Raw genomic sequence first — 22,602 nt, 5'->3', positions numbered from 1 at the left:
ATTATTATTGAAGCCTATGACTACTCATTCACTTGCCCCGATTAAAACGTTACTTGACCTAAACCACGCTTCTATCAGTGAAGAATGGCTGACAGAAATTATGCGAGTATGGGCGCAGCAATACCCTAATCTAGTGACTGAAAATGAACTGCGACGGCAGATCGACACCTTGATTAGAGAGCTTGCATATACCTTTGCATCTCACGAAGGAGACGCCCCGCCTAATGTAACCGCTGACAGTGTGCTGGGACTGTTTGCCAAAGAACTGAGTATAGAAAGAGCCAAGAAAGGTATAAAACCGGTAGACACGGCCCAATATATTATTACCTTAAAAAATGTACTCACTCAGCATTTGGTAAAAACATTGAGTGAATCGACCAATGATCTTTCCGTCTGTTTGCGCGCGGTAGATGATGTGCTTGATCGCTTGTCGCTGCTCACATTCGAGGCCTACGTGGAAGCACGGGAAAGAGTTATTTCCCAGCAGAGCCTATCCTTGATGGAACTGTCCACGCCGGTTATTTTGTTATGGAACAACGTAATTATGCTGCCCTTAGTCGGTGTTATCGACACCATTCGCGCCCGGCAATTTACTGAGCGGATGCTGGAAGCCATTTCCAATCACGAAGCCAGCGTCACCATTATCGATGTGACTGGAGTACCCGTATTTGACACCAGTGTAGCCCGGCACATTATGAAAGCAGTCGATGCCGCTCAATTATTGGGTTCCCGCATCATCATGACAGGCATCAGTCCGGAAGCCGCACAAACCCTAACCAAGCTGGGCGTCAGTTTTGCCAATGTGATCAGTAGAGCAACACTGCGGGCCGGATTTGCTGAAGCTTTGCAAATTGTGGGTAGACGGATTGTGCCTATCGGTGGAGACCGCCCGTGAAAATCCCTATTCTGCGATTAGGTAGAATTTTACTTTCATCGATCCAGATTGACTTGACGGATACCGATGCGTTGCAGTTTCAAAATGATCTGGTTTGTAAAATTGCCGAGACCGAAGCGCTTGGAGTTGCAATCGATATCACCAGTCTGGATGTGGTTGATTCATTCATGGCACGCGTTATTAACGATACCGCCAGCATGGCTCGTTTACTGGGTGCCGAAGTTGTTATCTGTGGAATTCAACCCTATGTCGCCATGACATTGGTTGAAATGGGCCGGGACCTGATCGGTGCTGATTGCGCGTTCAATCTTGATCAAGGCTTAAAAATATTGAATGCTCGAATTTCTACCCGTGGTGACACCGCTTTAAACTGGGGGGATGACGATGCTACAAACCGGACCGTCTGAAAGGCTGGCTATTTCCAATATGGCCGATATTGTTTCAGCTCGAGGAATTGTTCGCCAACTGGCCGGCAGTATCGGCTTCGGACTTGCCGATCAGGCGCGATTGGCGACGGCTGTCTCTGAACTGACGCGTAATGTTATGCAATATGCAGGAAACGGCTTTTGCGAGATAACCGATACGTCAGATATTAAGGAGATAAGTATTCAAGTGCTGGTAGAGGACCATGGTCCAGGGATTGGCAATCTCGACAAAGCCATGCAGGACGGTTACAGCACCAGTGGTGGATTGGGTGCCGGTTTGCCTGGAACCCGCAGATTAATGGATAAATTCGCCGTCGAATCTGAGCCGGGGCTAACACGTATTACCATCAACCTGATCAGGCAGCGGCCATGAGCAAAGTATCTGTTCAAGTGCTTTGTGAATCAGATATTGCCGAGGCATCACGCCAAGCCAGACTTAAATCAAAAGCGCTCGGATTTGCAAGGGTTCAAAGATATTATTTAGCAACCGCCGCCTCTGAATTAGCCTCTAATTTGTTTATTCATTCCGGAGGAGGTGTACTTGAAATGGATGAGATGACTGATCGCCCCGGCATAGCGCTTATCTCATCCGATAACGGACCGGGTATTGCTGATGTCGAACAGGCATTAGAGGACGGCTATAGCACAGTTGGCGGATTGGGTTGCGGATTACCCGGAGTCAAGCGGCTTATGGACGAATTTATAATTGAAAGTCAGGTCGGCATAGGAACTGTTGTGAAGGCCTATAAATGGCTGTGAAAATCGGTTATGCGACACGTCCATTCCAGGGTGAAAGTGACTGTGGAGACCAATGTGGATGGTGGACGACCGGTAGCCGTATTTTAATGGCTGTCGCTGACGGACTTGGCCATGGGCCAGAGGCCGCGAAAGCGGCTACAGCGGCAATAAATGGCATAAATGATCACCTTGGATACAGTTGCGAAGAGATTTTCGAACAGTGTAATAAGCGGCTTCATGACACCCGTGGAGCCGCATTGGCTTTAGCTATGATTGAGCCCGAAGCAAACCGTATGACCATCGGGTCGGTTGGTAATATTCGTGTGGTCCTTATTGGAAAATCACGTACTTTGCGATTCGGCGCAACCCGGGGCATTGTCGGCTCAGGTTATTCAAAACTTATTTTCGAATCAATCTCAATCAATCCCGGCGAAGTCCTGGCGATGTTTTCTGATGGATTGAATGAAGATATTGGCATACATGAACTTCTTGATAACTCAGACCGGTCTTCTCTTGACGAAGCACAAGCCATATTGGACCGTTGGGCAAAACCTGAAGATGATGCCGCAGTTTTGATTTACCGTTATGAATCCTTCGCTGCGTTGAATCCGGTATGAAACATATTGCCGATAGCTATTTCCGGATACTTGAACAAGTGGTATTTGCTGACGATTCTGAGTTGGTTGAACTTAATTTATCTGAGGCTTTTGACTTGGGGCGTAGCCTGATGGAGGAGATGACACCACCTGATGAGGTCATTCAAATCCATCACGATGCGATCGTCCGACTGGCTGCTATGTATCCAGATTTGCCGTTTGCTAAAGTGGCTGAACGAATCACAAAACCATTTATGGAAATGTCCATGGCTTATGGAATGGCATTTCGTGAACAAATGGAGCGCCGTTATCAGGCTATGATCATCTCCCGGCTTGAGCAGTCACGTTTGGAGGCAGTGGGCACTTTAGCTGCGGGGATTGCTCACGATTTCAATAACATATTGGGTAGCATTGTTGGTTTCGCCGAATTGGCTGGTGATGAACTTGAGGTGGGGTCAACCGGACAAGGGCATATTGATCAGGTATTGATTGCCGGCTTTAGGGCCCGGGATATAGTCAACCGATTGTTGACATTCGCCCGACAAAGTCCGACCAACTTAATTGAGGTTGATGTGGTTTCGCAAGTCAAAGAAACGCTATCGTTGTTAAGCGTTTCCTGTAAACCGGACATGGAAATCCATTTTAAATCTGACCTGGATAATGCGTTGATTTTGGCTAATCCGGGGCAATTACAACAAGTTGTAATGAACTTGTGCATTAACGCCGCTGACGCGATGAATCATAAAGGTCATTTGTTCGTATCACTCGAATTCTGCAATCTCGCCAGTCGTGAGCATGAAACGTGCACGAATGCTGTTTGCCTGACGGTAAAAGACAGTGGCCACGGCATTCCTCCTGATGTTCAAGACCGCATGTTTCTGCCTTTTTTTACTACCAAAGCACCGAATAAGGGTAGCGGACTGGGCCTTTCCGTTGTGCATGGAATAGTCACGCAACTGGGTGGCAATATTACTGTCCAAAGCCGCTATGAGACTGACAATCCAGGAACCGAATTCAAGATCTTTTTACCTTTGGCGGACAAGTTTACCCTGACCCTAAACAGAGATGCACAATAGATGTGCCCCAGTCAACAGATGAGGAATTAAAAATGGCCCATATACTGGTCGTTGAAGATGACGAACAATTCCGCGGCATGCTGGTGCAGATGCTGACTCAGGATAGCCATCGCGTTACCATCGCTCACGACGGTGACGAAGGTGTGCGATTGAGTCAACAATTGAGGCCGGATTTAATCATCACGGATATTATCATGCCCCATAAAGACGGTATTGAATTGATCATGGAGCTTTCCAACCTGTCAGTTGATATACCGATCATCGCAATGTCAGGGGGACGACGAGCCATCAGTGCTGAATTCAATCTGGAATCGGCTACGTTGATTGGCGTTAAGTCAACTTTAGCCAAACCCTTTACAAGAAATGATCTGCGTCAAGCAATACGTCAAGCCTTGGCCTGATCAGACATGAACTCTACACCCCAGATTATTGCTGTTTCCAATCGCAAAGGAGGCACTGGCAAAACAACGGCATCAGTTAATTTTGCGGCCGAACTGGCTGCCCTTGGACGACGCGTATTGCTGGTGGACCTGGACTCGCAAGGTCATTGTGCCATAGGACTGGGAATAAAGGCGGTGACGGACATTCAACAGACGGTACATAATTTATTTGTAGCTCCCGATGCTGAAATACACCAAGCCATCCTAAAGTCTTCTTTTACCAATTTATCTCTGCTGCCTGCCGATCAGTTATTTGAACACGGCAGCGGTTTGCGTGATGTTCAACTGCTCTCTCAAGCACTTAAAGCCAAAGAAATTGCGGACCAATTTGATGTGGTAATACTCGATACCCCGCCTTCTTTGGACGTTTTACTCCTCAATGCACTTCATGCGGCAAATTGGGTGTTGGTCCCTTATGTTCCCCATCAACTTTCTTATGAGGGGATGCGGCAATTGGTGCGGGTTTTATTTAAAGTGATGTCGGGAGCCAATACCGATCTTAAAATACTCGGTTTTCTTCCGATGATGGTTACTCAGCATATTTGCCAGCACCGCATTATTACGGGTGAAGTTTCCAGGCAGTTTGGCGCAAACAGAGTGCTGCCAGGCATACGCAGTGACATCCGCTTGGCGGAAGCGTTTGCTGTTGGAAAGCCGGTACGACACTACGCGCCCCGGTGCAGAGGTGCATTTGATTTTGCTGCATTAGCTGTAAGCCTGAATAGCGCATTGCAATAAACTTCACCGGTGCTTAGAATTCCGTCAAAAATTTCTTCCCGAAAAAATCGGCCTTGAGGCAGAGCCCGGTAATTCCATCGAGGTAAAAAATCATCAAACACGATCCACATATTTTTAATTGTGGTTATTCCATTGTCACTGCTTTCGATTTGCTCATGATTCTGACCTACCTTAAGCACAATTTGCGGTGAAATCGCAATCAAGAACAGTCAAAATTCAAGCATTCATGATCAAGCCAAAAGCCTTAACAAAGCAGGTTCCGGTTCCGTTGAAACCGCCTCGCAAATCCATCCAGGGGCCGCGTACCGCTAAAAAAAAGCCGTCTAAAGTCAATAAAAAGCCTCGCACTTCATCATGGGGTCAAAAGTTTCTGTTGTTGTCTGTTGAATGTGCCGGATTATCGGGTTTAGGTCTGGTTTTTATCATTTTTGTGTTGGGTTGGTCCGCGCAGCGGTTTACCGGAACCGGCTTTTTGACCCATATGCTGCCGTTTGCAGTTGGTGTGTTGTTGATTGTGTTGATAGGCGGTTTATTACTGGTTGGATGGTGGCGCTTACGCAAATGGCTTAGCCTGCGGGCGCCTGTTGTCATTTTTCTGGTTTCGACAAGTTGTTTGGCACTGGTTTACTGGTCGGTCGGTCAGGCCGGATTTATTGACGCTTACGGCCATTTCAAAACGCTGGTCGGCGGTAAAGAGGAAGTCAGGCGGACCACGATTGGCCATCAGGTTTATGCCGCTTACCGCCGCATGGGGCCTGCACAACTGATTAAGCTGGTTGAGCGGGGTGGCTCATTTGATAGCGATATTAATGAGGCGGCCAGGCGTTTTGATGTGGATGCCGATTTGCTTAAAGGTGTAGCTGCAGCCGAGTCTTCGTTTGTACCGAGAACCAGCCAGGATGGGGGGCATGGTTTATTTCAAATCACGCGGGTTCCCGAGTCTGTCAAATCCGCTGCAAAAAGTGAATTGAAGGGCGCTCATCTGGATCTGGAAAATCATAAACACAATGCCTTTTTGGCGGCAGCGACCCTCAAACACTATTTAAATGACATGCACGGCGATTTGTTTCTGGGTTTGCTGGCTTATAACATAGGTCCTCAAAACGGCGGGCTGCGGTTTATCATGAAACAATACGGTGTTACCGATTTTGCGACCATTCAACCTTATTTACAGATTTTGCCTAGAGATTATCCAATCCGAGTGCTGACTTATGCGCTGGCTTTTCGAATTTGGAAAAAAGAAGGTAAGTTACTGGCTTATGAGGAAGGTGATAATGCTGTTAAAATTCAAAAAATCGGTATACCGGGTTTTTGAGGACGCCAATGTTCGGCGCGTCCAAACGGGACCCAGGTGGGACTCTGAATCAAATCAATAGACGCCGGGAGGCGCTTATCATCAACAAATCTAGGTTAAGATTGGACAATTATGAAAGAAGTTGACGAGGCACTTAAAGTAAGGCGGATTGCAGCGGTAATTTACCTGCTGATCATGGCATTCCTGATGACAGGTACTTATTTTTCCCAGCAGGAAAAAAGCAAAATCGAGCAAGAACAACAGGTTGACGAAAAAGTTGAGATCGTCAGCGAGCCACCGCTTTTTTAAACACTATTGCATTCTGTTTCAGGCTTGGCATGAGCTGAATCAAATGCTTTCCAGCTGATTTTTGGGGTTGGTGTAATCGGTACTAAACAGTAGGAGAATTATGTTTATCACTACGTTAACAACTTTGTTTACCTATACAAATTTCTTGAGCCCCATTGAAGTCACTATTTTGCTGGTGGCGATCTTTTGTCTGGTTCATTTTTACACGCCCGAAGTTAAAACGGAGTGGCCGGTTCAGACCGGAGGCAGTTTCTATCAGTATCTTCTGGCGACCTGGTTAGGTGAGGCGCCTTTGAAGCGGGCCTTCTGGCCATTTTTTATTTTTGTTAATGGGGCCTTTTATTACATCGATTATCGGGTGATGAATGTGACCTACACCATTGCCAGCTGGAAAACCGTGCACGGGATGTTGCTATTGCCTTCCATATGGTGGATTACTTCTGTTTGGCGATGTTCAGGCCATACACAATTCAAGCTGGCTAGCAGTAGTGCTCGGGCGATGACACTGTTCTTTTTGTTTGAATGTTTTTTGCGTTGGGTGATCAGTGCCTATTACCCTAATACTTTCTTTGATTGCCGCTTGCTGATCATGGAATACGGGGATTGCTTTTAAGCGATTGATAGGATTCACTCTCACATCACAAGAACCGTGTTCAAAAATTGTTAAGCCTTGATTTTCAGCGCACGATTTATAACACCGATCATGCCGCTGAAGTCAAAGACATCAATTGACACCATCATTGATAAACAGTACCTTAGGCGGTCTTTTTTCTTCATTTAATATCGATTCTTGCACCGAGCCGCTGATGGAACAATTTCATAGAATAAGTCGTTTACCTCCTTATGTTTTTAACATTGTTAATGAATTAAAGGCGAAAGCGCGAGCGGCCGGGGAAGATATTATCGATTTCGGTATGGGTAACCCGGATCAACCGACGCCGGATCATATCGTCAACAAAATGGTGGAAGCTACGAAACGACCTGATACCCACCGTTATTCGGTTTCTAAAGGCATACCTCGCTTACGCAAAGCAATATGTCATTGGTATAAAACCCGGTTCGACGTTGATTTGGATCCCGATACCGAAGCGATTGTGACGATAGGCTCCAAAGAAGGTCTGGCGCATTTGGCCTTGGCCACGCTGGGCCCTGGTGATGTAGTTCTGGTACCTAATCCGGCTTATCCGATACATCCTTACGGCGTTGTCATTGCCGGTGCCGATGTACGCCATGTACCTCTGGTGCCGGGTGTTGATTTTTTCGACGAGCTGCATAAAGCCATTATTGATTCGTGGCCCAAGCCTAAAATGTTAATTCTTAATTTTCCGGGCAATCCAACCACGCAATGTGTGGAACTGGATTTCTTTGAAAAAATTATTGCCGTTGCCAGAGAGCACAAGATCTGGGTGGTTCAGGATATTGCTTATGCCGATATCGTGTTTGATGGATATAAAGCGCCTTCAATTCTCCAGGTGAAAGGCGCTACCGATGTGGCCGTAGAATTTTTCTCCTTATCGAAAAGTTATAATATGCCCGGCTGGCGTGTCGGCTTTATGTGCGGCAACAAAGAACTGGTCGGCGCATTGGCCAGAATCAAATCTTATCTGGATTACGGCACGTTCACGCCGATTCAGATTGCTGCGATTACCGCTTTGGAAGGCCCTCAGGATTGCCTGATTGAAATTGCCGAGATGTACAGAAAACGCCGTGATGTCTTGTGTGAAGGCTTGACCTCGGCGGGATGGCCGGTTCCGAAACCCAAAGCGACCATGTTTGTCTGGGCACCCATTCCTGAACCGTATAAGGCAATGGGATCGTTGGAATTTTCTAAAAAATTGCTGGTTGATGCCAAAGTGGCCGTGTCTCCAGGTATAGGATTTGGTCAATACGGAGACGACCATGTCCGTTTTGGTTTGATTGAAAATGAGCACAGAACGCGCCAGGCCATTCGCGGGATTAGAAATATGTTCAAAAAGGACAACCTCATATAATTTTTTGTTTTAACAGGAACGGCTCTCATCATTCAGGAGTACACATTGAAACCGGTTAAAGTAGGTGTTTTAGGATTGGGTACCGTCGGTGGCGGTACGGTCAATGTATTGAAACGAAACGCAGCGGAGATTGCCCGCAGAGCAGGGCGGGAGATTATCATCACCCGGGCATCGGCTCGTGATCTGAACCGGGATCGCATCTGCGATACGCAAGGGATTAGCCTGACCACCGATCCATTTGACATCATCAATGATCCTGAGATTGATATTGTGCTGGAATTGATCGGGGGCACTACCCTGGCCAAAACGCTGGTGCTAAAAGCCATAGAGCAGGGTAAGCATGTCGTAACGGCAAATAAGGCATTGATTGCGTTACACGGTAATGAAGTTTTTGCTCATGCCAGTGCTAAAGGCGTAATGATTGCGTTTGAAGCGGCAGTGGCGGGCGGCATTCCGATAATAAAAGCGATTCGCGAAGGTTTAAGCGGTAATCAAATTCAGTGGGTGGCCGGCATCATCAACGGCACCGGTAACTTTATTCTGACCGAGATGCGGGATAAAGGCCGCGATTTTGCCGATGTGCTGGCGGAAGCGCAGGCTTTGGGTTACGCCGAGGCGGATCCGACTTTTGATGTGGAAGGCATAGACGCGGGGCATAAGCTGACCATTCTGGCTTCCATCGCTTTCGGTATTCCCTTGCAGTTTGACAAGGTCTATACCGAAGGCATTACCCAAATTACCCGCGCCGATGTCGAATACGCCGAAGCATTAGGTTATCGCATCAAGCATTTAGGCATTGCCAGAAAAACAGCCGAAGGTATCGAATTGCGCGTACACCCTACGCTGATTCCTCATCGCCGGCTTATCGCCAATGTGGATGGTGTCATGAACGCCGTTTTAGTCAAAGGCGATGCGGTAGGACCTACGCTTTATTATGGCGCCGGAGCCGGGGCTGAACCGACGGCTTCTTCGGTTGTGGCCGATGTGATCGATGTGGTTAGAGCGATGACCGGCGATCCTGAAAATCGTGTGCCGCATTTGGCCTTTCAGGCTGACTCCCTGGCCGATATCCCCATTCTTGCGCCTGATCAGTTCCATACGGCTTATTATCTGCGTCTGCATGCAGAAGACAAACCGGGTGTGTTGGCCGATGTCACGCGGATTCTGGCTTCGCACCAAATCAGTATTGAAGCGATTATTCAAAAAGAGCCGCCTGCCGGAAAAAGTTCTGTACCGATTATCATGCTGACTCAAAACACGCTAGAGCACGAACTGAATGCGGCTATTACTGAAATCGAAAAATTAGTCACGGTAAGCGGAAAAGTTAACCGCATCCGTTTAGAAACTTTGGGATAAGAAAACAATGTCACAACATAAACGCTATACCGGTTTAATTGAACATTACAGAGATAGGTTGCCCGTCGCCCAGGATACGCGCGTGATCAGTCTGTGCGAAGGCAGGACGCCGTTGATTCGCCTGGAAAATATTCCCCGCTTGATCGGAAAAGACGTTACGATTTATGTCAAGTTTGAGGGGCTTAATCCTACCGGTTCTTTTAAAGACCGCGGCATGACGATGGCGGTTACCAAAGCGGTCGATCAGGGCAGTCAGGCTATCATTTGCGCGTCTACCGGCAATACCTCAGCTTCCGCTGCCGCTTATGCTGTGCGTGCCGGGATCAAGGCTTTCGTATTGATTCCCGATGGCAAGATTGCGTTGGGTAAACTGGCTCAAACGTTGATGTACGGTGCCCAGATCATTCAAATCAACGGTAATTTTGACAAAGGCATGCAACTGGTCAAAGAAGTGGCGGAGCATGCGCCTGTGGCCATTGTTAATTCGATCAATCCGTTCAGAATCGAAGGACAAAAAACAGCGGCTTTCGAGATTATCGATGAGTTGGGTGATGCTCCCGACTATCACTGCTTGCCGGTGGGTAATGCCGGTAATATTACGGCCTATTGGAAAGGTTATAAAGAATATTCATCCGATATCGGCGGGCTGAAAGCGGTCACTAAAAAGCGACCGGTGATGTGCGGCTATCAGGCGGCTGGTGCTGCGCCTTTTGTGGCGCGTGAAATGGTCGATAATCCCGAAACAATCGCCACGGCTATCCGCATCGGACGCCCGCAATCCTGGGATATGGCTTGGGCCGCGCAAAGAGAATCCGAAGGCTGGTTTGAGTCTTTTACCGACGAACAAATTCTGGTCGCTCAAAAACTGCTCAGTCAGAATGAAGGTATTTTTTGTGAACCGGCTTCCGCTGCTTCAATAGCGGGGGCTTTGCACGATATCAGTACCGGCGCAATTCCTGAAGGCAGTACGATTGTATGTACCTTGACGGGTAACGGTATCAAGGACCCTGATGTGGCTATCAACCAATGTAAGGATGCTCATCCGGTCACTATCGACGCTGATTTGTATTCGGTTAAAAAAGCCATTCTGGATAATCTTTGAGACGCTTTAAACCTATGATCAAAGCCGGCTTTTGCCGGCTTTTTTATTGAGCAGCATGTATTATCAAGGCGTAAAAAAGAACATATTACCCAGGCCTGTCCTCAACAAGCGCCTGCAATTAGACGATTTTCATCCTGTTTTACAGCGCATTTTCAAAAGTCGCGGTGTTAAATCGGTTGAAGAACTGGACCGCACTTTGGCGCATCTGCCTTCCCCCACAGCATTAAACGGCATGACCCAAATGGTTGATCATTTGGTGATGGCTCTGACGCAGCAGCAAAAAATTACGATAGTTGGAGATTTTGATGCCGATGGGGCCACCAGTTGCGCGGTTGCAATCAAAGGTCTGCAATTGCTGGGCGCGGGTCCTGTTTCTTTCGTTGTCCCCAACCGGTTTGAATACGGCTACGGCTTAACGCCTGAAATTGTCGCCTTGGTTAATCAGCAGTCGCCCGATGTGATCATCACCGTTGATAACGGCATTTCCAGCATTGACGGGGTTGAAGCCGCTAAAGCGCTGGGTATAAAAGTGCTGGTTACGGATCATCATTTACCCGGCGATCAGTTGCCCGCAGCCGATGCGATAGTCAATCCCAATTTGCCCGGTCAGCTTTTTCCAAGTAAGGCGTTGGCGGGTGTGGGCGTCATGTTTTATGTGTTGATGGCCTTAAGAAGCCGTCTACGCACGCTTAACTGGTTTGAAAAGCAAGGCATCAAAGAGCCCAATCTGGCTCAGTTATTGGATTATGTCGCTTTAGGAACCATTGCTGATGTCGTGCCGCTGGATCAGGTCAATCGTATTCTGGTGCATCAGGGCTTGCTGAGAATTCGCTCCGGCCAATGCAGTCCTGGCATTAAAGCCTTAATTGAAGTATCCGGACGTAATTTAAACTCGCTGTCCGCCTCGGATTTGGGCTTTGCTTTAGGTCCCAGGCTTAACGCAGCCGGCCGCATGGACGATATGTCGCTGGGCATTCAATGTTTGTTGACGAACGATGATGCGCTGGCAAAAGATATTGCATTGCAGCTTGATGATCTGAACAGCGACAGACGGGAAATTGAAGGCCAGATGAAAGTTGAGGCGATGGCACTGTTAAGCGAGATGAAAGCGCTGGACGAGCGGCATCTGCCTTCCGGCGTTTGTTTATACGATGGCAACTGGCACCAGGGTGTTATAGGAATTTTAGCGTCCAGGATCAAAGACAAGCTGCACCGGCCTGTGGTTGCCTTTGCTCCGTCAGGGCAGGGCGAAATTAAAGGTTCGGCGCGTTCGATACCCGGCGTGCATATTCGGGATGTGTTAAGTGATGTGGCGGCGGCTCATCCACACTTGCTGAGCAAATTTGGCGGGCATGCCATGGCGGCCGGGTTGACGCTTAAAATGCATGATTTTCCTCCGTTTTCACTGGCCTTTGACGAAATGGTGGCCAGGCGTTTATCGTCCATGGATCTCGAACAAAAAATTTACTCGGATGGAGAGTTGGCTGACACCGAGTTGACGCTTGAATTTGCCGAGCTGGTGCTGAATGCGGCAACCTGGGGGCAGGAGTTTCCTGAACCGGTTTTCCATGGTTTATTTGACGTGATTCAAGCGCGTATTGTCGGTCAGCATCACTTGAAGCTCGTTCTGCGGCAAACTGCAGGTCAACAGTTGATCGATGCGATTGTCTTTTTTATAGAACAGCCAGAACAGTGGCTGGGAGTAAGAAAAGTCAATGCTGCTTACCGGCTGGATATCAATGAATACCGGGGTAACCGGACGGTGCAGATGATCATTCAATATGTGGAGAAAATGCTTTGAGGCGAGTCCCTGGAAACGCTCAAATAGAAGAGCGGTCAGTGCCGATTGATGTGTGTCTTTAAGCTAATAGCCCGGTGAGATTTATTTAAAGCAAGGAGCGCAGATGATTCTGCGCTCCTTTAAGAAATTCAGTTGAATTTCTTTTCCGCTTTGGATCTTGGACCTATTACTGTTTTGCTTCGCCAGCATCAGCGGGTTGTGGCGCTGCAGCATCTGCTTCAGCAGGCATTGCGGGCTCTGCTTCAGCCGGTTTTGCAGCATCGGCTGCGGGTTCAGCGGGTTTAGTCTCTGCCGGTTGAGCTTCTGCAGGAGCGCTTGTGTCGGCTGGGGGCGCGGCTTGTTCTGGGCTCGCATCTGCTGCAGGCGGCTCTAATGCAGGTGCTGGCTCAGCTTGTGGTGCTTCTTTTGGAAGTAATATTTCTACTTTAGCCTGGCTGCGCAATGTTTCCAGCATGGTTTGAATGCGTTGACGTTGTAAGAACGGTACCAATTGTTCTTTGACGGCTTCTAATGGCGGAACAGCTTGGGCGCGAGCATCTTCACGCAAGATCACATGCCAGCCAAACTGGGTTTCGATAGGTGTTTTGGTATATTTTCCATTTTCCAGTGCGACCACGGCATCAGAAAAAGGCGGTACCATTTGAGTCGGTACGAACCAGCCTAGATCTCCACCTTCGGCGCCTGCCGGGTCAGTGGAGTTCTTTTTGGCCAATTCTTTAAAATTGGCACCTTTGTCCAACTGTTGAATCAGTTTTTCAGCTTCTTCTTTGGTTTTAACCAGAATGTGGCTGGCTTTGTATTCCATGCTGTTCGCGCCACCGACATTCTTGTCGTATTCGGCCTTCATTTCTTCGTCAGTAATCGGCTTGGTTTTTAAGTAGTCTTGCAATGCCGCTTGAGCCAGTAACGATCTTTTTGCCTGCTCCAGTTTTTCGACAATTTCAGGCGACTTATCCAATTGTTTTTTCAGGGCTTCCTGCACCAATAATTCGCGCTGAACAAGTTCTTCTACCAGTTTGTCTTTGGGAAAAGTTTGTCCTTGGCTGCGTTCTGCAATTTCACTTTCCAGATTGGCCAATGCAGATTTGCTGATGTATTGACCGTTAACTTCGGCAACAGCATCGGCTTTATTGACGACAGGAACAGCCGGAGCGGATGCTTGCTGCTGTGCATCACATGCAGCTAACAGGCCTGAACCAGCGAGCAGTAATGGAATGATTCTTTTATTCATTTATAGCTTCCTTTGTATATTCAGATGGGGAAATTGCGTTTATACCCAAGGCATGAATCTGTTGTTTCATCATGTCGCCCAGGGCTTTATAAATTAATTGATGGCGTTGGACCATCGATTTGCCTTCGAAAGCATCCGCAACAATAGTGACGTGATAATGTCCGCCACCGGATGCCGCGCCGGCATGGCCGGCATGGGCAGCGCTGTTATCGATAATCTCTAATTGCTCGGGTTGGAGTTCAGCCGTTAATACTTTTTTAATCAGCTCAGTGATCATTGGGGAAATACCTTTTTAAATGGTTTGATTGAAACGTTGGCATAGACGCCGGCATGTATATAGGGATCTTCAGCAGCCCAGGCCTCGGCTTCGGATTGGCTGTCGAATTCGGCGACAATCAGGCTTCCTGTAAATCCTGCTTCTCCGGGGTTTTCAGCATCAATGGCAGGATGCGGTCCGGCCAGGACGAGTCTGCCCTCATTTTGTAGTGTTTCCAATCTTTTTAAATGATCGGATCTCACACTTAAGCGTTTGTCCAGACTGTTTTCAACGTCGACGCAGATAATGCTATATAGCACAAATTACTCCTTGTTATCAGGGACATAGCGGTAAAGATAAACCATTTGCAGGCCGATAAATATAACCATCAGTGCCGGAACGCCAAACGTTTTAAAATTAACCCAGTCATCGGTGTTGAATCGGAACATGACATAGAGATTGATAAAACCCACGCTGATAAAAAACAGCGCCCACATCAGATTCAGCCGTTTCCAGATGACTTTGGGCAGGTCAAGGTTGGCTGACATGATGCGCTCTATGAACGGTTTTTCACCGAAGAATTGACTGCCTAAAAAGGCCAGGCCAAATAACCATTCAATGATGGATAGTTTCCATTTGATAAACTGTTCATTTTGCAAGTAGATGGTTGCTCCGCCCATAACGACCAACAGGATTAACGTAATCCACTGCATTTTCTCTACTTTACGGTATTTGAGCCAGGTAATGGCAACCTGAATGATTGTGGCGACTATGACAGTTGCAGTCGCGATATAAATGTCATAAAGCTTGTATGCGATAAAAAACAGGATGATGGGGAAGAATTCTAAAAGCTGTTTCATGCAGTCAATGATTAGAGGTTAGGCATAAAGATCAATACCGGTCACTAACTTGGCCCTTTGTTCAATTAATGGCGCAGTGGCTTGTTGGTGATAAGCTTTGATGGCGTTCAATGTTCTGTTATCAGTCGGTGTATTGAATAAGTCGTGATTAGGATTGGCTAACGAGTTAAGTCCGGAATCTTCCAGTAATGTTTCAACTTGTTCCGGCGTTTGAGATTCGGTGGCCGCCTGATTTTCATGAGCTGCCGAATGGGTCTGTTTTTCTCTTTTGGGTTGGTTTTGTATGGCATCAGTCTGCTTGACGGTCCGGTCAGATGACCGAATTGCAGCATAATTGACGGATGAACCATGTATTTCCATTTGGGGTGATGTTTTACCAGAAAATAGGAGTACATTGTAAAATCTTTAAGGCGTATTGTACATGTCTGAAAACCCGTTCTGATAGAATCATATTTTTTTGGAGTCAATTATGGACAAGCAGATAGAAACCGAGTTGGAAGCCGCCGCTTTTAGGGGCTTACTGACCCATCTTCAGAATCATCCTGAAGTTCAGAATATCGAATTGATGATTCTTGCCGATTTTTGCCGTAACTGTCTTGCCAAGTGGTATGCAGAAGCTGCCAAGGAACGAGGCATTGATATCGAATACGAGCAAGCCAGAGACAAGGTTTACGGTATGCCGTATGGCGAATGGAAAGACAAGTATCAGTTGCCGGCGACACTTGAACAGATGGCCGCCTATGAAAACAGACAAAAGGAAAAACATTGATGAATGAGAGACTGCCTTATGATGCCCTGTTTTCGGGTGCTATCGGCAAGGATTATGAAACGTTAAAACTCATTTGTCCGTTAGCGACTGAAATGAGTCGATGGGTGGGGTACTATGTGGGTCATTACCCTTCATCAATACAAGATGGCACGCTCAAAGTGGTTGAATTGGGCGGAGGCACCGGCATTACCACCTTGTCAATTTTGACGTCCAGAGCCGATTTGGCGGTCATCAGTATTGATAACGAACCCATCATGCAGAACCAAGCCAAAGAAAATTTAAAAGAATGGGTGGCCGCCCGGAAACTTGATTTTTGTGGAAATGATGCTTTGTCGGCACTGCGCAATATCGAGGAAAACAGTATTGATATTGTCGCCTCGGCTTATACGATTCATAATTTTGATCAAGCCTACAGGGATGAAGTCATCCGGGAAATTTTCCGCGTTTTGAAGCCTGCCGGCCAGTTTATCAATGGCGACAGATACGCTCTGGATGATATCAAGGCGCATACCCGCTCTGTTCAAGAAGAAATCGGCGGTTATTTTAAGGTTTTAATTTGCGAGAACAAATTGGATGTACTGGAGCAATGGATAGTCCATCTGTTTAATGATGAATCACAAAACCATGTCATGCGCGAAACGGCGGCTTTGGAGCAATTAGCCGTAGCCGGGTTTATTTCTATTGAGCTTAAGCATCGTATGGCGGTCAACGCTGTGGTAACGGCTTGTAAACCGGATTAAATCCAAAATAAGAAGGCCGGATGCCGGTATCTGCTCCCCCTTCCTTTTTTATTGGGTGTAGGTGCTTGATTTCAAAGGACGCATGAATACAACCTTGTAGCTCTCTGCAACATCCCTGTTGCAGAAGCCTTTTCAATCAATCACCTACACCTTCTATTTCAAGCGGGCGAGTAGTTACGGATGCCGAATCATGGGCAAAGTCCGGCCTCTCTTTACGCTTTTGCAATAAGAATTAATTCGAGGGTTTGACTAAAACCATGTCGATCGCTTCTAAATCGGCTTGCGTCAGATTGCTTGAGGCGCTCTTCAGCTTGATTGAGTTTATAAAATAATCGTATCGGCTACGGGCATAATCGCGTTTGGCTCGGTAAAGTGATCTTTGTTCAGCAAGTACATCGACCATGGTCCGGGTACCTACTTCAAAACCGGCCTCGGTTGCTTCCAGTGCACTCTCTGCTGATATGACCGAAGCTTTCAGGGCGTCAACTCTGCTGATATTGCTGATTACGCCCCGGTAGGCATCTTTTACCTGACGCGTCACTGCCCGCTGAGCTTCAATCAGTTTTTCTTTAGCTTGTTCGTATTCTTGCCTGGCTTGACGAGCTCGAGACATCACCATGCCGCCTTCAAACAAAGGAACATTGATCTGCAGACCTATGCTTTGAGTGTCACCGCGCAGGCCGAAGTTTGAGCTATTATCGGAAACACCATAGGATCCGATAATATCCAGTTGGGGCATATGCCCGCTGTTTTGGACATCAATGGTTTTTCTGGCATATTCCGCTTGATTAAGTGCCGCAATTATCTGGAGATTATTTTCCTTGGCAGTCTGGTTCCAGGTCTCAATATCTTTGGGTTCCGGGCTGGATAAATTCAGTTCTTCGCGCAAGCGGTCAAGTTGGGGCTCGTATTCACCGATGATTTCTTTTAAGGCCTCTTTTTTATTGTCCAGATTGTTCTCCGCCTCAATTTCGTTTGCGAGCGCCAGATCATGGGCGGCCTGTGCCTCATGAACGTCTGTGATGGCGATGATGCCCACTTCAAAACGTTGATTGGCCTGATCAAGTTGTCGGGCAATGGCATTTTTTTCGGAGGTGGTAAATTCAAGATTATCCTGGGCACCCAGAACATTAAAATAAGCCTCGCTGATTTTAACAATCAGATTCTGTTCTTCCGCCTTAAAATTAGCCTCCGCCTGAGCAATCTGATTATCCGATTGGCTGAGTTGAATCCAGTGGTCCCAATGAAAAACCGGTTGCTTTAAATTTGCGTTAACGGTGTTATTCCAATAGTTTTGGACGCCTGCGCCCTGAAAAGTGTCCTTTTTGCTATTTAACCTGTCCCGGCTACTACTGCCTGTCACTGATATCGTCGGAAAAAACCGGGCAAAACCTTGCGCGCGCGATTCCAGGCTGGCGGCTTGTTGAGCAGCGCTTTGTTTTAGAACGGGGTCGTTTTCGAGTGCTAATGCGTAGATGTCGGATAAGTTTTCTGCTGAAGCGTTAGTCTGGTTCATCATGAATAGCATGAATGCTGTACATAACGTACTAAAAGTGGCGTGTTTAGTCATAAACCTTAGGCTGGATGAAATAATATTCAAAATAATAACCTTTTTAGAAGGTTGTATGGATCTTTTTAGAAGTGTGTAGTGCTTTTTGTAAAATTGTCAGTCCTATTGTCCTGAGCATTTACCTAACCTCTGTTAAGCACATTTTCAATATTGTAGATTGAAACCATTTTGAGTATTCTAACCCACGTAAGTGCAACCCCTTATAGCAAATTATGCTATTTTAGTCGCTTGCAAACAGGTAGGGTAAAAACAAATGCATAAAAAACAGTACAGTTTAAATCCTGGAAATCCTTATCCACTTGGAGCCAAGCCGAATAGCGGTGGAGTGAACTTTTCAATATTCAGCCGGTATGCTACATCGGTAGAATTGTTATTGTTTGAAAGCTCTGAAAGTGAATATCCTGCGCAAGTCATTACCTTGGAACAAGAAAACCGGACATTTTTTTCCTGGCATGTCTTTGTCAAGGAATTGCCTGTAGGTACTTGGTATACCTGGCGAATAGATGGGCCTCATGATCCTTCCGGACGGGGACTTCGTTTTGATAAGCAAAAGCAGATATTGGATCCCTGGGCGAGAGCGATCAGTCAAAAAAACTGGGACAGAGGCGCAGCCTGTCAGCCGGGTGATAACCTCAACAGATCGATGCGTTGTGTTGTCGTTGATGACGAATACGACTGGGAAGGTGACAAGCCTTATAACATCAGAAGCCAAAAAGCGATCGTTTATGAACTGCATGTTGGCGGATTTACTCGTCATCCTTCGGCTCAAGTTGATAAACCGGGCACTTTTGCCGGCTTGATAGAAAAGATACCTTATCTTAAAGAGCTTGGCATTACTCACGTAGAACTGTTGCCTGTGATGGCTTTCGATGAGCAAGATGTGCCTTCCGGTACAGCGGCATTGGGACTGAGAAATTATTGGGGTTACAGCACGCATAGTTTTTTTAGTCCGCATCCGGGCTTTTGTGTGACGCCGGAGCAAGGCACCCATTTGATCGAGTTTAAAGATCTGGTCAAAGCTCTGCATCAAGCCGGTATCGGCGTTATTCTGGATGTGGTGTTTAATCATACTTCCGAGGCCGGAACCAACGGGCCCGTGATAAATTTCAAAGGCATAGCCGGTGATGTTTACTATCACTTGGATTCTTATGACAAGAGTATCTTTCTTGACTATACGGGTTGCGGCAACACGATTAATGCAAACCATCCCTTGGTTTCCCGGTTCATCATTAGTTGTCTTGAATACTGGGTGAGAGAAATGCATGTCGACGGATTTCGTTTCGATTTGGCCAGTGCGCTGGCGCGAGGTGAGTCCGGAGCGGTTTTGCATGATCCGCCGGTACTCTGGGGTATCGAGCTGTCTGAACAGCTAGCCAGAACCAAACTAATCGCTGAAGCATGGGATGCTGCCGGGCTTTATCAGGTTGGCAGCTTTCCGGGCTATCGATGGGCTGAATGGAATGGACGTTACCGCGATGTCGTGCGTCGTTTTATCCGGGGTGATTTAGGTCAGATTAAGGAGTTGGCGACGCGTATCTGCGGCAGCGGAGATTTATATGAGTTTCAGGGCCGATTGCCCATCAGCAGTATAAATTTTGTCACCTGTCATGATGGCTTTACGCTGAACGATCTGGTCAGTTATAACGAAAAACATAATGAAGCCAACGGTGAAAGCAACCGTGACGGTTGTAATAATAGTTTGAGTTATAACCACGGGTGCGAAGGTGAGACGGCTGATCCGGTTATATTGGCAATAAGAAGACGGCAGGTTAAAAACGTTTTTACCGTTTTATTATTGAGTCAGGGTGTTCCGATGTTGTTAGCCGGGGATGAGTTTTTAAATTCCCAGCGGGGCAATAACAACGGCTATTGTCAGGATAATGCGATAACCTGGCTGGATTGGACAATGGCTGAAAGGAATGCCGATATTTTACGCTTTGTCAAAATGATGATTGCCTTACGCAAAAGGCATTCATCGTTGATGCGCCGGAACTTTTTGACAGGTCAAGTCTTGCCGGAACGCAATATACCGGATATAGCTTGGCATGGGGCTTCACTTTGGACGGCACCAGAATGGGAAAACCATGAAGTCAGGCATCTGGTTTTCACTTTGGCAGGGATGGACGCCGATGAAACCGATCTTCATGTCGCATTCAATATGGCCGATACCGATTTGAGAATCGAATTACCGGTGATTGAATCAAGAGGTTGGTGTTTGTCTGTTGATACGTCATTAGCTTCCCCTGAAGATATTGTTTCACCGGATCAGCAGCACGTTTTGCCAGGCTCTCATTATGTGGTTCCACCCAAAACCGTGGTGGTCTTCGAGAACAGGTTGTTTTAATTCAGGCAAGAATGGCCTGATCCATGATGGGTTGGGCCGGAAGGGATGATAAGCGGTGTTAATCGGCTGAATAAATGCTCCGTGATTTATTCAGCCGCTTTGCCATGGAATCAGGTTTGATCTTTTTTAGCCATTACTTGTTGGCTCTGTGATCGATGATTTCGTCTACGACAGACGGATCCGCCAGCGTTGATGTGTCGCCCAGACTGTCCAGTTCGTTAGATGCGACTTTTCTCAGGATTCTGCGCATGATTTTGCCGGAACGGGTTTTCGGCAAGCCCGGAGCCCATTGAATAATGTCGGGATGAGCGATGGGGCCAATTTCCTTTCTGACCAGTTGAATCAATTCCTGTCTTAATTCCTCGCTAGGCTCAATACCTACATTTAGCGTCACATAAGCATAAATGCCTTGTCCTTTGATGGGATGCGGATAGCCGACAACGGCGGCCTCCGCAACATCTTCATGCAGCACCAATGCGCTCTCCACCTCTGCGGTACCCATGCGATGTCCTGAAACATTGATCACATCATCGACCCGGCCCGTGATCCAGTAATAGCCGTCTTTGTCGCGCTTGGCGCCATCGCCGGTGAAATAATAGCCGGGAAAGTTTTTGAAATAAGTGTCAATGAAGCGTCCATGATCGCCATAAACAGTTCTGGCTTGGCCTGGCCAGGGTTTGGTGATGACTAAGATGCCTTCAGCTTCCCCTTCAAGTATGTTGCCCGCATTATCGACGATTGCCGGTATCACGCCAAAAAACGGCAATGTGGCTGAGCCGGGTTTCAGCGCTATGGCGCCGGGCAGGGGGGTTATCAGAATGCCGCCGGTTTCCGTTTGCCACCAGGTGTCGACGATAGGGCAGCGGCTGTTGCCCACTACATGGTAATACCATTCCCAGGCTTCCGGATTGATCGGTTCACCAACGGTGCCGAGAATACGCAGGCTGGAGCGTTGAGTTCGGGTGACAAATTCGTCGCCTTGTGCCATAAGAGCTCGGATCGCGGTGGGTGCGGTATAAAAAATGTTGACCTGATGTTTGTCGACGACCTGCCAGAACCGGTCCGCTTCCGGGTAAGTCGGCACGCCCTCAAACATCAGTGTTGTGGCGCCGTTACACAAGGGGCCATAGATCACATAGGAGTGACCTGTTACCCAGCCTATGTCGGCGGTACACCAGTAAATGTCGCCATCGTGGTAATCAAACACATACTTATGTGTCATGGCGGCATAAAGCAGATAGCCGCCGGTGGTATGCAGCAAGCCTTTTGGCTTGCCGGTCGAGCCGGAAGTATAGAGAATGAATAACGGATCTTCCGCGTCCATAGGTTCTGCCTGGCAATCTGCTGATGCGTGAGCCATGGCTTCGTGATACCAGATGTCTCGTTCAGCATGCCATGCTACCGGATTGCCTGAGTTTTTGATGACGATCACTTGTTTGACGCAGGGGCAATGGTCAACAGCCTTATCAACACCTGCTTTAAGAGGCATTGATTTGCCGCCGCGAATGCTCTCGTCCGCACAAATTACAACACCGCAATCAGCGTCCTGGATACGGTCTCTCAGGGAATCAGATGAAAATCCGCCAAATACGATTGAATGAACGGCGCCAACACGCGTGCAGGCTAAAATTGCCACAGCTGATTCCAGAATCATCGGCAGATAAATACAAATGCGGTCGCCTTTTTTGACGCCCTGAGCTTTTAACACATTGGCAAATTTACAAACCTGCTCATGAAGCTGGCGATACGTCAGGGTTTTATGATTGGCCGGATTATCACTTTCCCAAATAATGGCGACCTGATCGCCGCGCGTTTCAAGATGACGGTCCAGGCAATTGGTACTGACATTGAGACGGCCGCCTTCAAACCAGCGTGTGTAGCCTTTTAGGTAGTCGTAGTCCAGCACCTTTTCAAAAGGCTTGTCCCAGCTTAGAAATTGCTGCGCCTGCTCAGCCCAAAAGGCCTCGGTATCATTGATGGACCGCTGATAAAGGCTGTTGTAGGTCTTTTCTGTGATATGCGCATGAGCGGCTATTTCAGGGCGAATTGGATAGGTTTTAGCTTCGGACAT

The 22,602-nt window shown here is 47.4% G+C and carries 25 protein-coding genes; 18 read left to right on the top strand and 7 right to left on the bottom strand.

The window, feature by feature from the left end; genetic code table 11:
• Nucleotides 1-16: 16 nt before the first annotated feature.
• The 15 genes from Q7V32_RS10955 to recJ all read left to right on the top strand — a co-directional run bounded on the left by Q7V32_RS10955 (nucleotide 17) and on the right by recJ (nucleotide 12,761).
• Entirely contained in the window at nucleotides 17-895 is an 879-nt protein-coding gene (locus tag Q7V32_RS10955; RefSeq protein WP_304897017.1) for an STAS domain-containing protein, read from the top strand.
• Nucleotides 892-1,302, top strand: a complete 411-nt coding sequence (locus tag Q7V32_RS10950; RefSeq protein WP_304897016.1) for an STAS domain-containing protein — start codon at nucleotides 892-894, stop codon at nucleotides 1,300-1,302. The genes Q7V32_RS10955 and Q7V32_RS10950 overlap by 4 nt, the downstream gene beginning before the upstream one ends.
• Nucleotides 1,280-1,693: an anti-sigma regulatory factor gene (locus tag Q7V32_RS10945; RefSeq protein WP_304897015.1), complete on the top strand. Its 414-nt coding sequence runs from the start codon at nucleotides 1,280-1,282 to the stop codon at nucleotides 1,691-1,693. Before Q7V32_RS10950 ends, Q7V32_RS10945 begins: the two co-directional genes overlap by 23 nt.
• Nucleotides 1,690-2,079 (top strand): anti-sigma regulatory factor, encoded by a 390-nt coding sequence (locus Q7V32_RS10940; protein WP_304897014.1) that lies wholly within the window; start codon nucleotides 1,690-1,692, stop codon nucleotides 2,077-2,079. Before Q7V32_RS10945 ends, Q7V32_RS10940 begins: the two co-directional genes overlap by 4 nt.
• Entirely contained in the window at nucleotides 2,070-2,675 is a 606-nt protein-coding gene (locus Q7V32_RS10935) for a SpoIIE family protein phosphatase (protein WP_304897013.1), read from the top strand. Before Q7V32_RS10940 ends, Q7V32_RS10935 begins: the two co-directional genes overlap by 10 nt.
• The gene (locus Q7V32_RS10930) at nucleotides 2,672-3,730 is read left to right on the top strand and encodes an ATP-binding protein (RefSeq protein WP_304897012.1); all 1,059 of its coding nucleotides are present in this window, start codon (nucleotides 2,672-2,674) and stop codon (nucleotides 3,728-3,730) included. The genes Q7V32_RS10935 and Q7V32_RS10930 overlap by 4 nt, the downstream gene beginning before the upstream one ends.
• Nucleotides 3,731-3,762: 32 nt before the next feature.
• Nucleotides 3,763-4,131, top strand: a complete 369-nt coding sequence (locus tag Q7V32_RS10925; protein ID WP_304897011.1) for a response regulator — start codon at nucleotides 3,763-3,765, stop codon at nucleotides 4,129-4,131.
• Nucleotides 4,132-4,137: 6 nt separating this feature from the next.
• On the top strand, nucleotides 4,138-4,908 hold the full coding sequence (locus Q7V32_RS10920) for a ParA family protein (protein ID WP_304897010.1): 771 nt from the start codon (nucleotides 4,138-4,140) through the stop codon (nucleotides 4,906-4,908).
• Nucleotides 4,909-5,095: 187 nt separating this feature from the next.
• On the top strand, nucleotides 5,096-6,223 hold the full coding sequence (locus tag Q7V32_RS10915) for a lytic transglycosylase domain-containing protein (RefSeq protein ID WP_304897009.1): 1,128 nt from the start codon (nucleotides 5,096-5,098) through the stop codon (nucleotides 6,221-6,223).
• A gap of 111 nt (nucleotides 6,224-6,334) precedes the next feature.
• Nucleotides 6,335-6,511, top strand: coding sequence for a hypothetical protein (locus Q7V32_RS10910; RefSeq protein ID WP_304897008.1), 177 nt, complete (start codon nucleotides 6,335-6,337; stop codon nucleotides 6,509-6,511).
• 100 nt (nucleotides 6,512-6,611) lie between these two features.
• Nucleotides 6,612-7,124: a hypothetical protein gene (locus Q7V32_RS10905; protein WP_304897007.1), complete on the top strand. Its 513-nt coding sequence runs from the start codon at nucleotides 6,612-6,614 to the stop codon at nucleotides 7,122-7,124.
• Between the two features lie 193 nt (nucleotides 7,125-7,317).
• On the top strand, nucleotides 7,318-8,502 hold the full coding sequence (alaC, locus tag Q7V32_RS10900; protein WP_304897006.1) for an alanine transaminase: 1,185 nt from the start codon (nucleotides 7,318-7,320) through the stop codon (nucleotides 8,500-8,502).
• Between the two features lie 45 nt (nucleotides 8,503-8,547).
• Entirely contained in the window at nucleotides 8,548-9,858 is a 1,311-nt protein-coding gene (locus tag Q7V32_RS10895; RefSeq protein WP_304897005.1) for a homoserine dehydrogenase, read from the top strand.
• A gap of 7 nt (nucleotides 9,859-9,865) precedes the next feature.
• A complete protein-coding gene (gene thrC / locus Q7V32_RS10890) occupies nucleotides 9,866-10,960 on the top strand; it encodes a threonine synthase (RefSeq protein ID WP_304897004.1) in 1,095 nt (364 codons plus the stop codon).
• 55 nt (nucleotides 10,961-11,015) lie between these two features.
• Nucleotides 11,016-12,761 carry a single-stranded-DNA-specific exonuclease RecJ gene (recJ, locus tag Q7V32_RS10885; RefSeq protein WP_304897003.1) on the top strand — a complete coding sequence of 582 codons (1,746 nt, stop codon included), beginning with the start codon at nucleotides 11,016-11,018 and terminating at the stop codon, nucleotides 12,759-12,761.
• Nucleotides 12,762-12,927: 166 nt separating this feature from the next.
• On the opposite strand, the gene Q7V32_RS10880 is transcribed toward recJ, so the two are convergent.
• The 5 genes from Q7V32_RS10880 to Q7V32_RS10860 are packed head-to-tail and all read right to left on the bottom strand — an operon-like array spanning nucleotide 12,928 to nucleotide 15,468.
• Nucleotides 12,928-13,992, bottom strand: a complete 1,065-nt coding sequence (locus tag Q7V32_RS10880) for a peptidylprolyl isomerase (RefSeq protein ID WP_304897002.1) — start codon at nucleotides 13,990-13,992, stop codon at nucleotides 12,928-12,930.
• Nucleotides 13,985-14,269, bottom strand: a complete 285-nt coding sequence (locus tag Q7V32_RS10875) for a BolA family transcriptional regulator (protein ID WP_304897001.1) — start codon at nucleotides 14,267-14,269, stop codon at nucleotides 13,985-13,987. Before Q7V32_RS10875 ends, Q7V32_RS10880 begins: the two co-directional genes overlap by 8 nt.
• Complete coding sequence (locus Q7V32_RS10870; RefSeq protein WP_304897000.1) at nucleotides 14,266-14,568, bottom strand: YciI family protein; 303 nt, start codon at nucleotides 14,566-14,568, stop codon at nucleotides 14,266-14,268. The genes Q7V32_RS10875 and Q7V32_RS10870 overlap by 4 nt, the downstream gene beginning before the upstream one ends.
• Nucleotides 14,569-14,571: 3 nt before the next feature.
• A complete protein-coding gene (locus Q7V32_RS10865) occupies nucleotides 14,572-15,108 on the bottom strand; it encodes a septation protein A (RefSeq protein WP_304896999.1) in 537 nt (178 codons plus the stop codon).
• An 18-nt stretch (nucleotides 15,109-15,126) separates the two neighbouring features.
• Nucleotides 15,127-15,468 carry a hypothetical protein gene (locus Q7V32_RS10860; protein ID WP_304896998.1) on the bottom strand — a complete coding sequence of 114 codons (342 nt, stop codon included), beginning with the start codon at nucleotides 15,466-15,468 and terminating at the stop codon, nucleotides 15,127-15,129.
• A 109-nt stretch (nucleotides 15,469-15,577) separates the two neighbouring features.
• On the opposite strand from Q7V32_RS10860, the gene Q7V32_RS10855 reads away from it, so the two are divergent.
• Both Q7V32_RS10855 and Q7V32_RS10850 read left to right on the top strand, forming a co-directional pair.
• Nucleotides 15,578-15,877, top strand: coding sequence for a DUF1244 domain-containing protein (locus Q7V32_RS10855; protein WP_304896997.1), 300 nt, complete (start codon nucleotides 15,578-15,580; stop codon nucleotides 15,875-15,877).
• Nucleotides 15,877-16,617 (top strand): class I SAM-dependent methyltransferase, encoded by a 741-nt coding sequence (locus Q7V32_RS10850; RefSeq protein WP_304896996.1) that lies wholly within the window; start codon nucleotides 15,877-15,879, stop codon nucleotides 16,615-16,617. The genes Q7V32_RS10855 and Q7V32_RS10850 overlap by 1 nt, the downstream gene beginning before the upstream one ends.
• A gap of 232 nt (nucleotides 16,618-16,849) precedes the next feature.
• Here Q7V32_RS10850 and Q7V32_RS10845 read toward each other — a convergent pair whose 3' ends face one another.
• The gene (locus tag Q7V32_RS10845; protein ID WP_304896995.1) at nucleotides 16,850-18,187 is read right to left on the bottom strand and encodes a TolC family outer membrane protein; all 1,338 of its coding nucleotides are present in this window, start codon (nucleotides 18,185-18,187) and stop codon (nucleotides 16,850-16,852) included.
• A gap of 253 nt (nucleotides 18,188-18,440) precedes the next feature.
• Between Q7V32_RS10845 and glgX the strand changes: the two genes are divergently transcribed.
• Nucleotides 18,441-20,531: a glycogen debranching protein GlgX gene (gene glgX / locus Q7V32_RS10840; RefSeq protein ID WP_304896994.1), complete on the top strand. Its 2,091-nt coding sequence runs from the start codon at nucleotides 18,441-18,443 to the stop codon at nucleotides 20,529-20,531.
• Between the two features lie 133 nt (nucleotides 20,532-20,664).
• Here glgX and acs read toward each other — a convergent pair whose 3' ends face one another.
• Complete coding sequence (acs, locus tag Q7V32_RS10835; protein WP_304896993.1) at nucleotides 20,665-22,602, bottom strand: acetate--CoA ligase; 1,938 nt, start codon at nucleotides 22,600-22,602, stop codon at nucleotides 20,665-20,667.

The sequence above is a fragment of the Methylicorpusculum sp. genome, from assembly GCF_030651835.1.
Lineage (GTDB): Bacteria > Pseudomonadota > Gammaproteobacteria > Methylococcales > Methylomonadaceae > Methylicorpusculum.
Note: the sequence above shows the minus strand (reverse complement) of the source record. Positions and strands in the feature narration are given on the sequence as shown.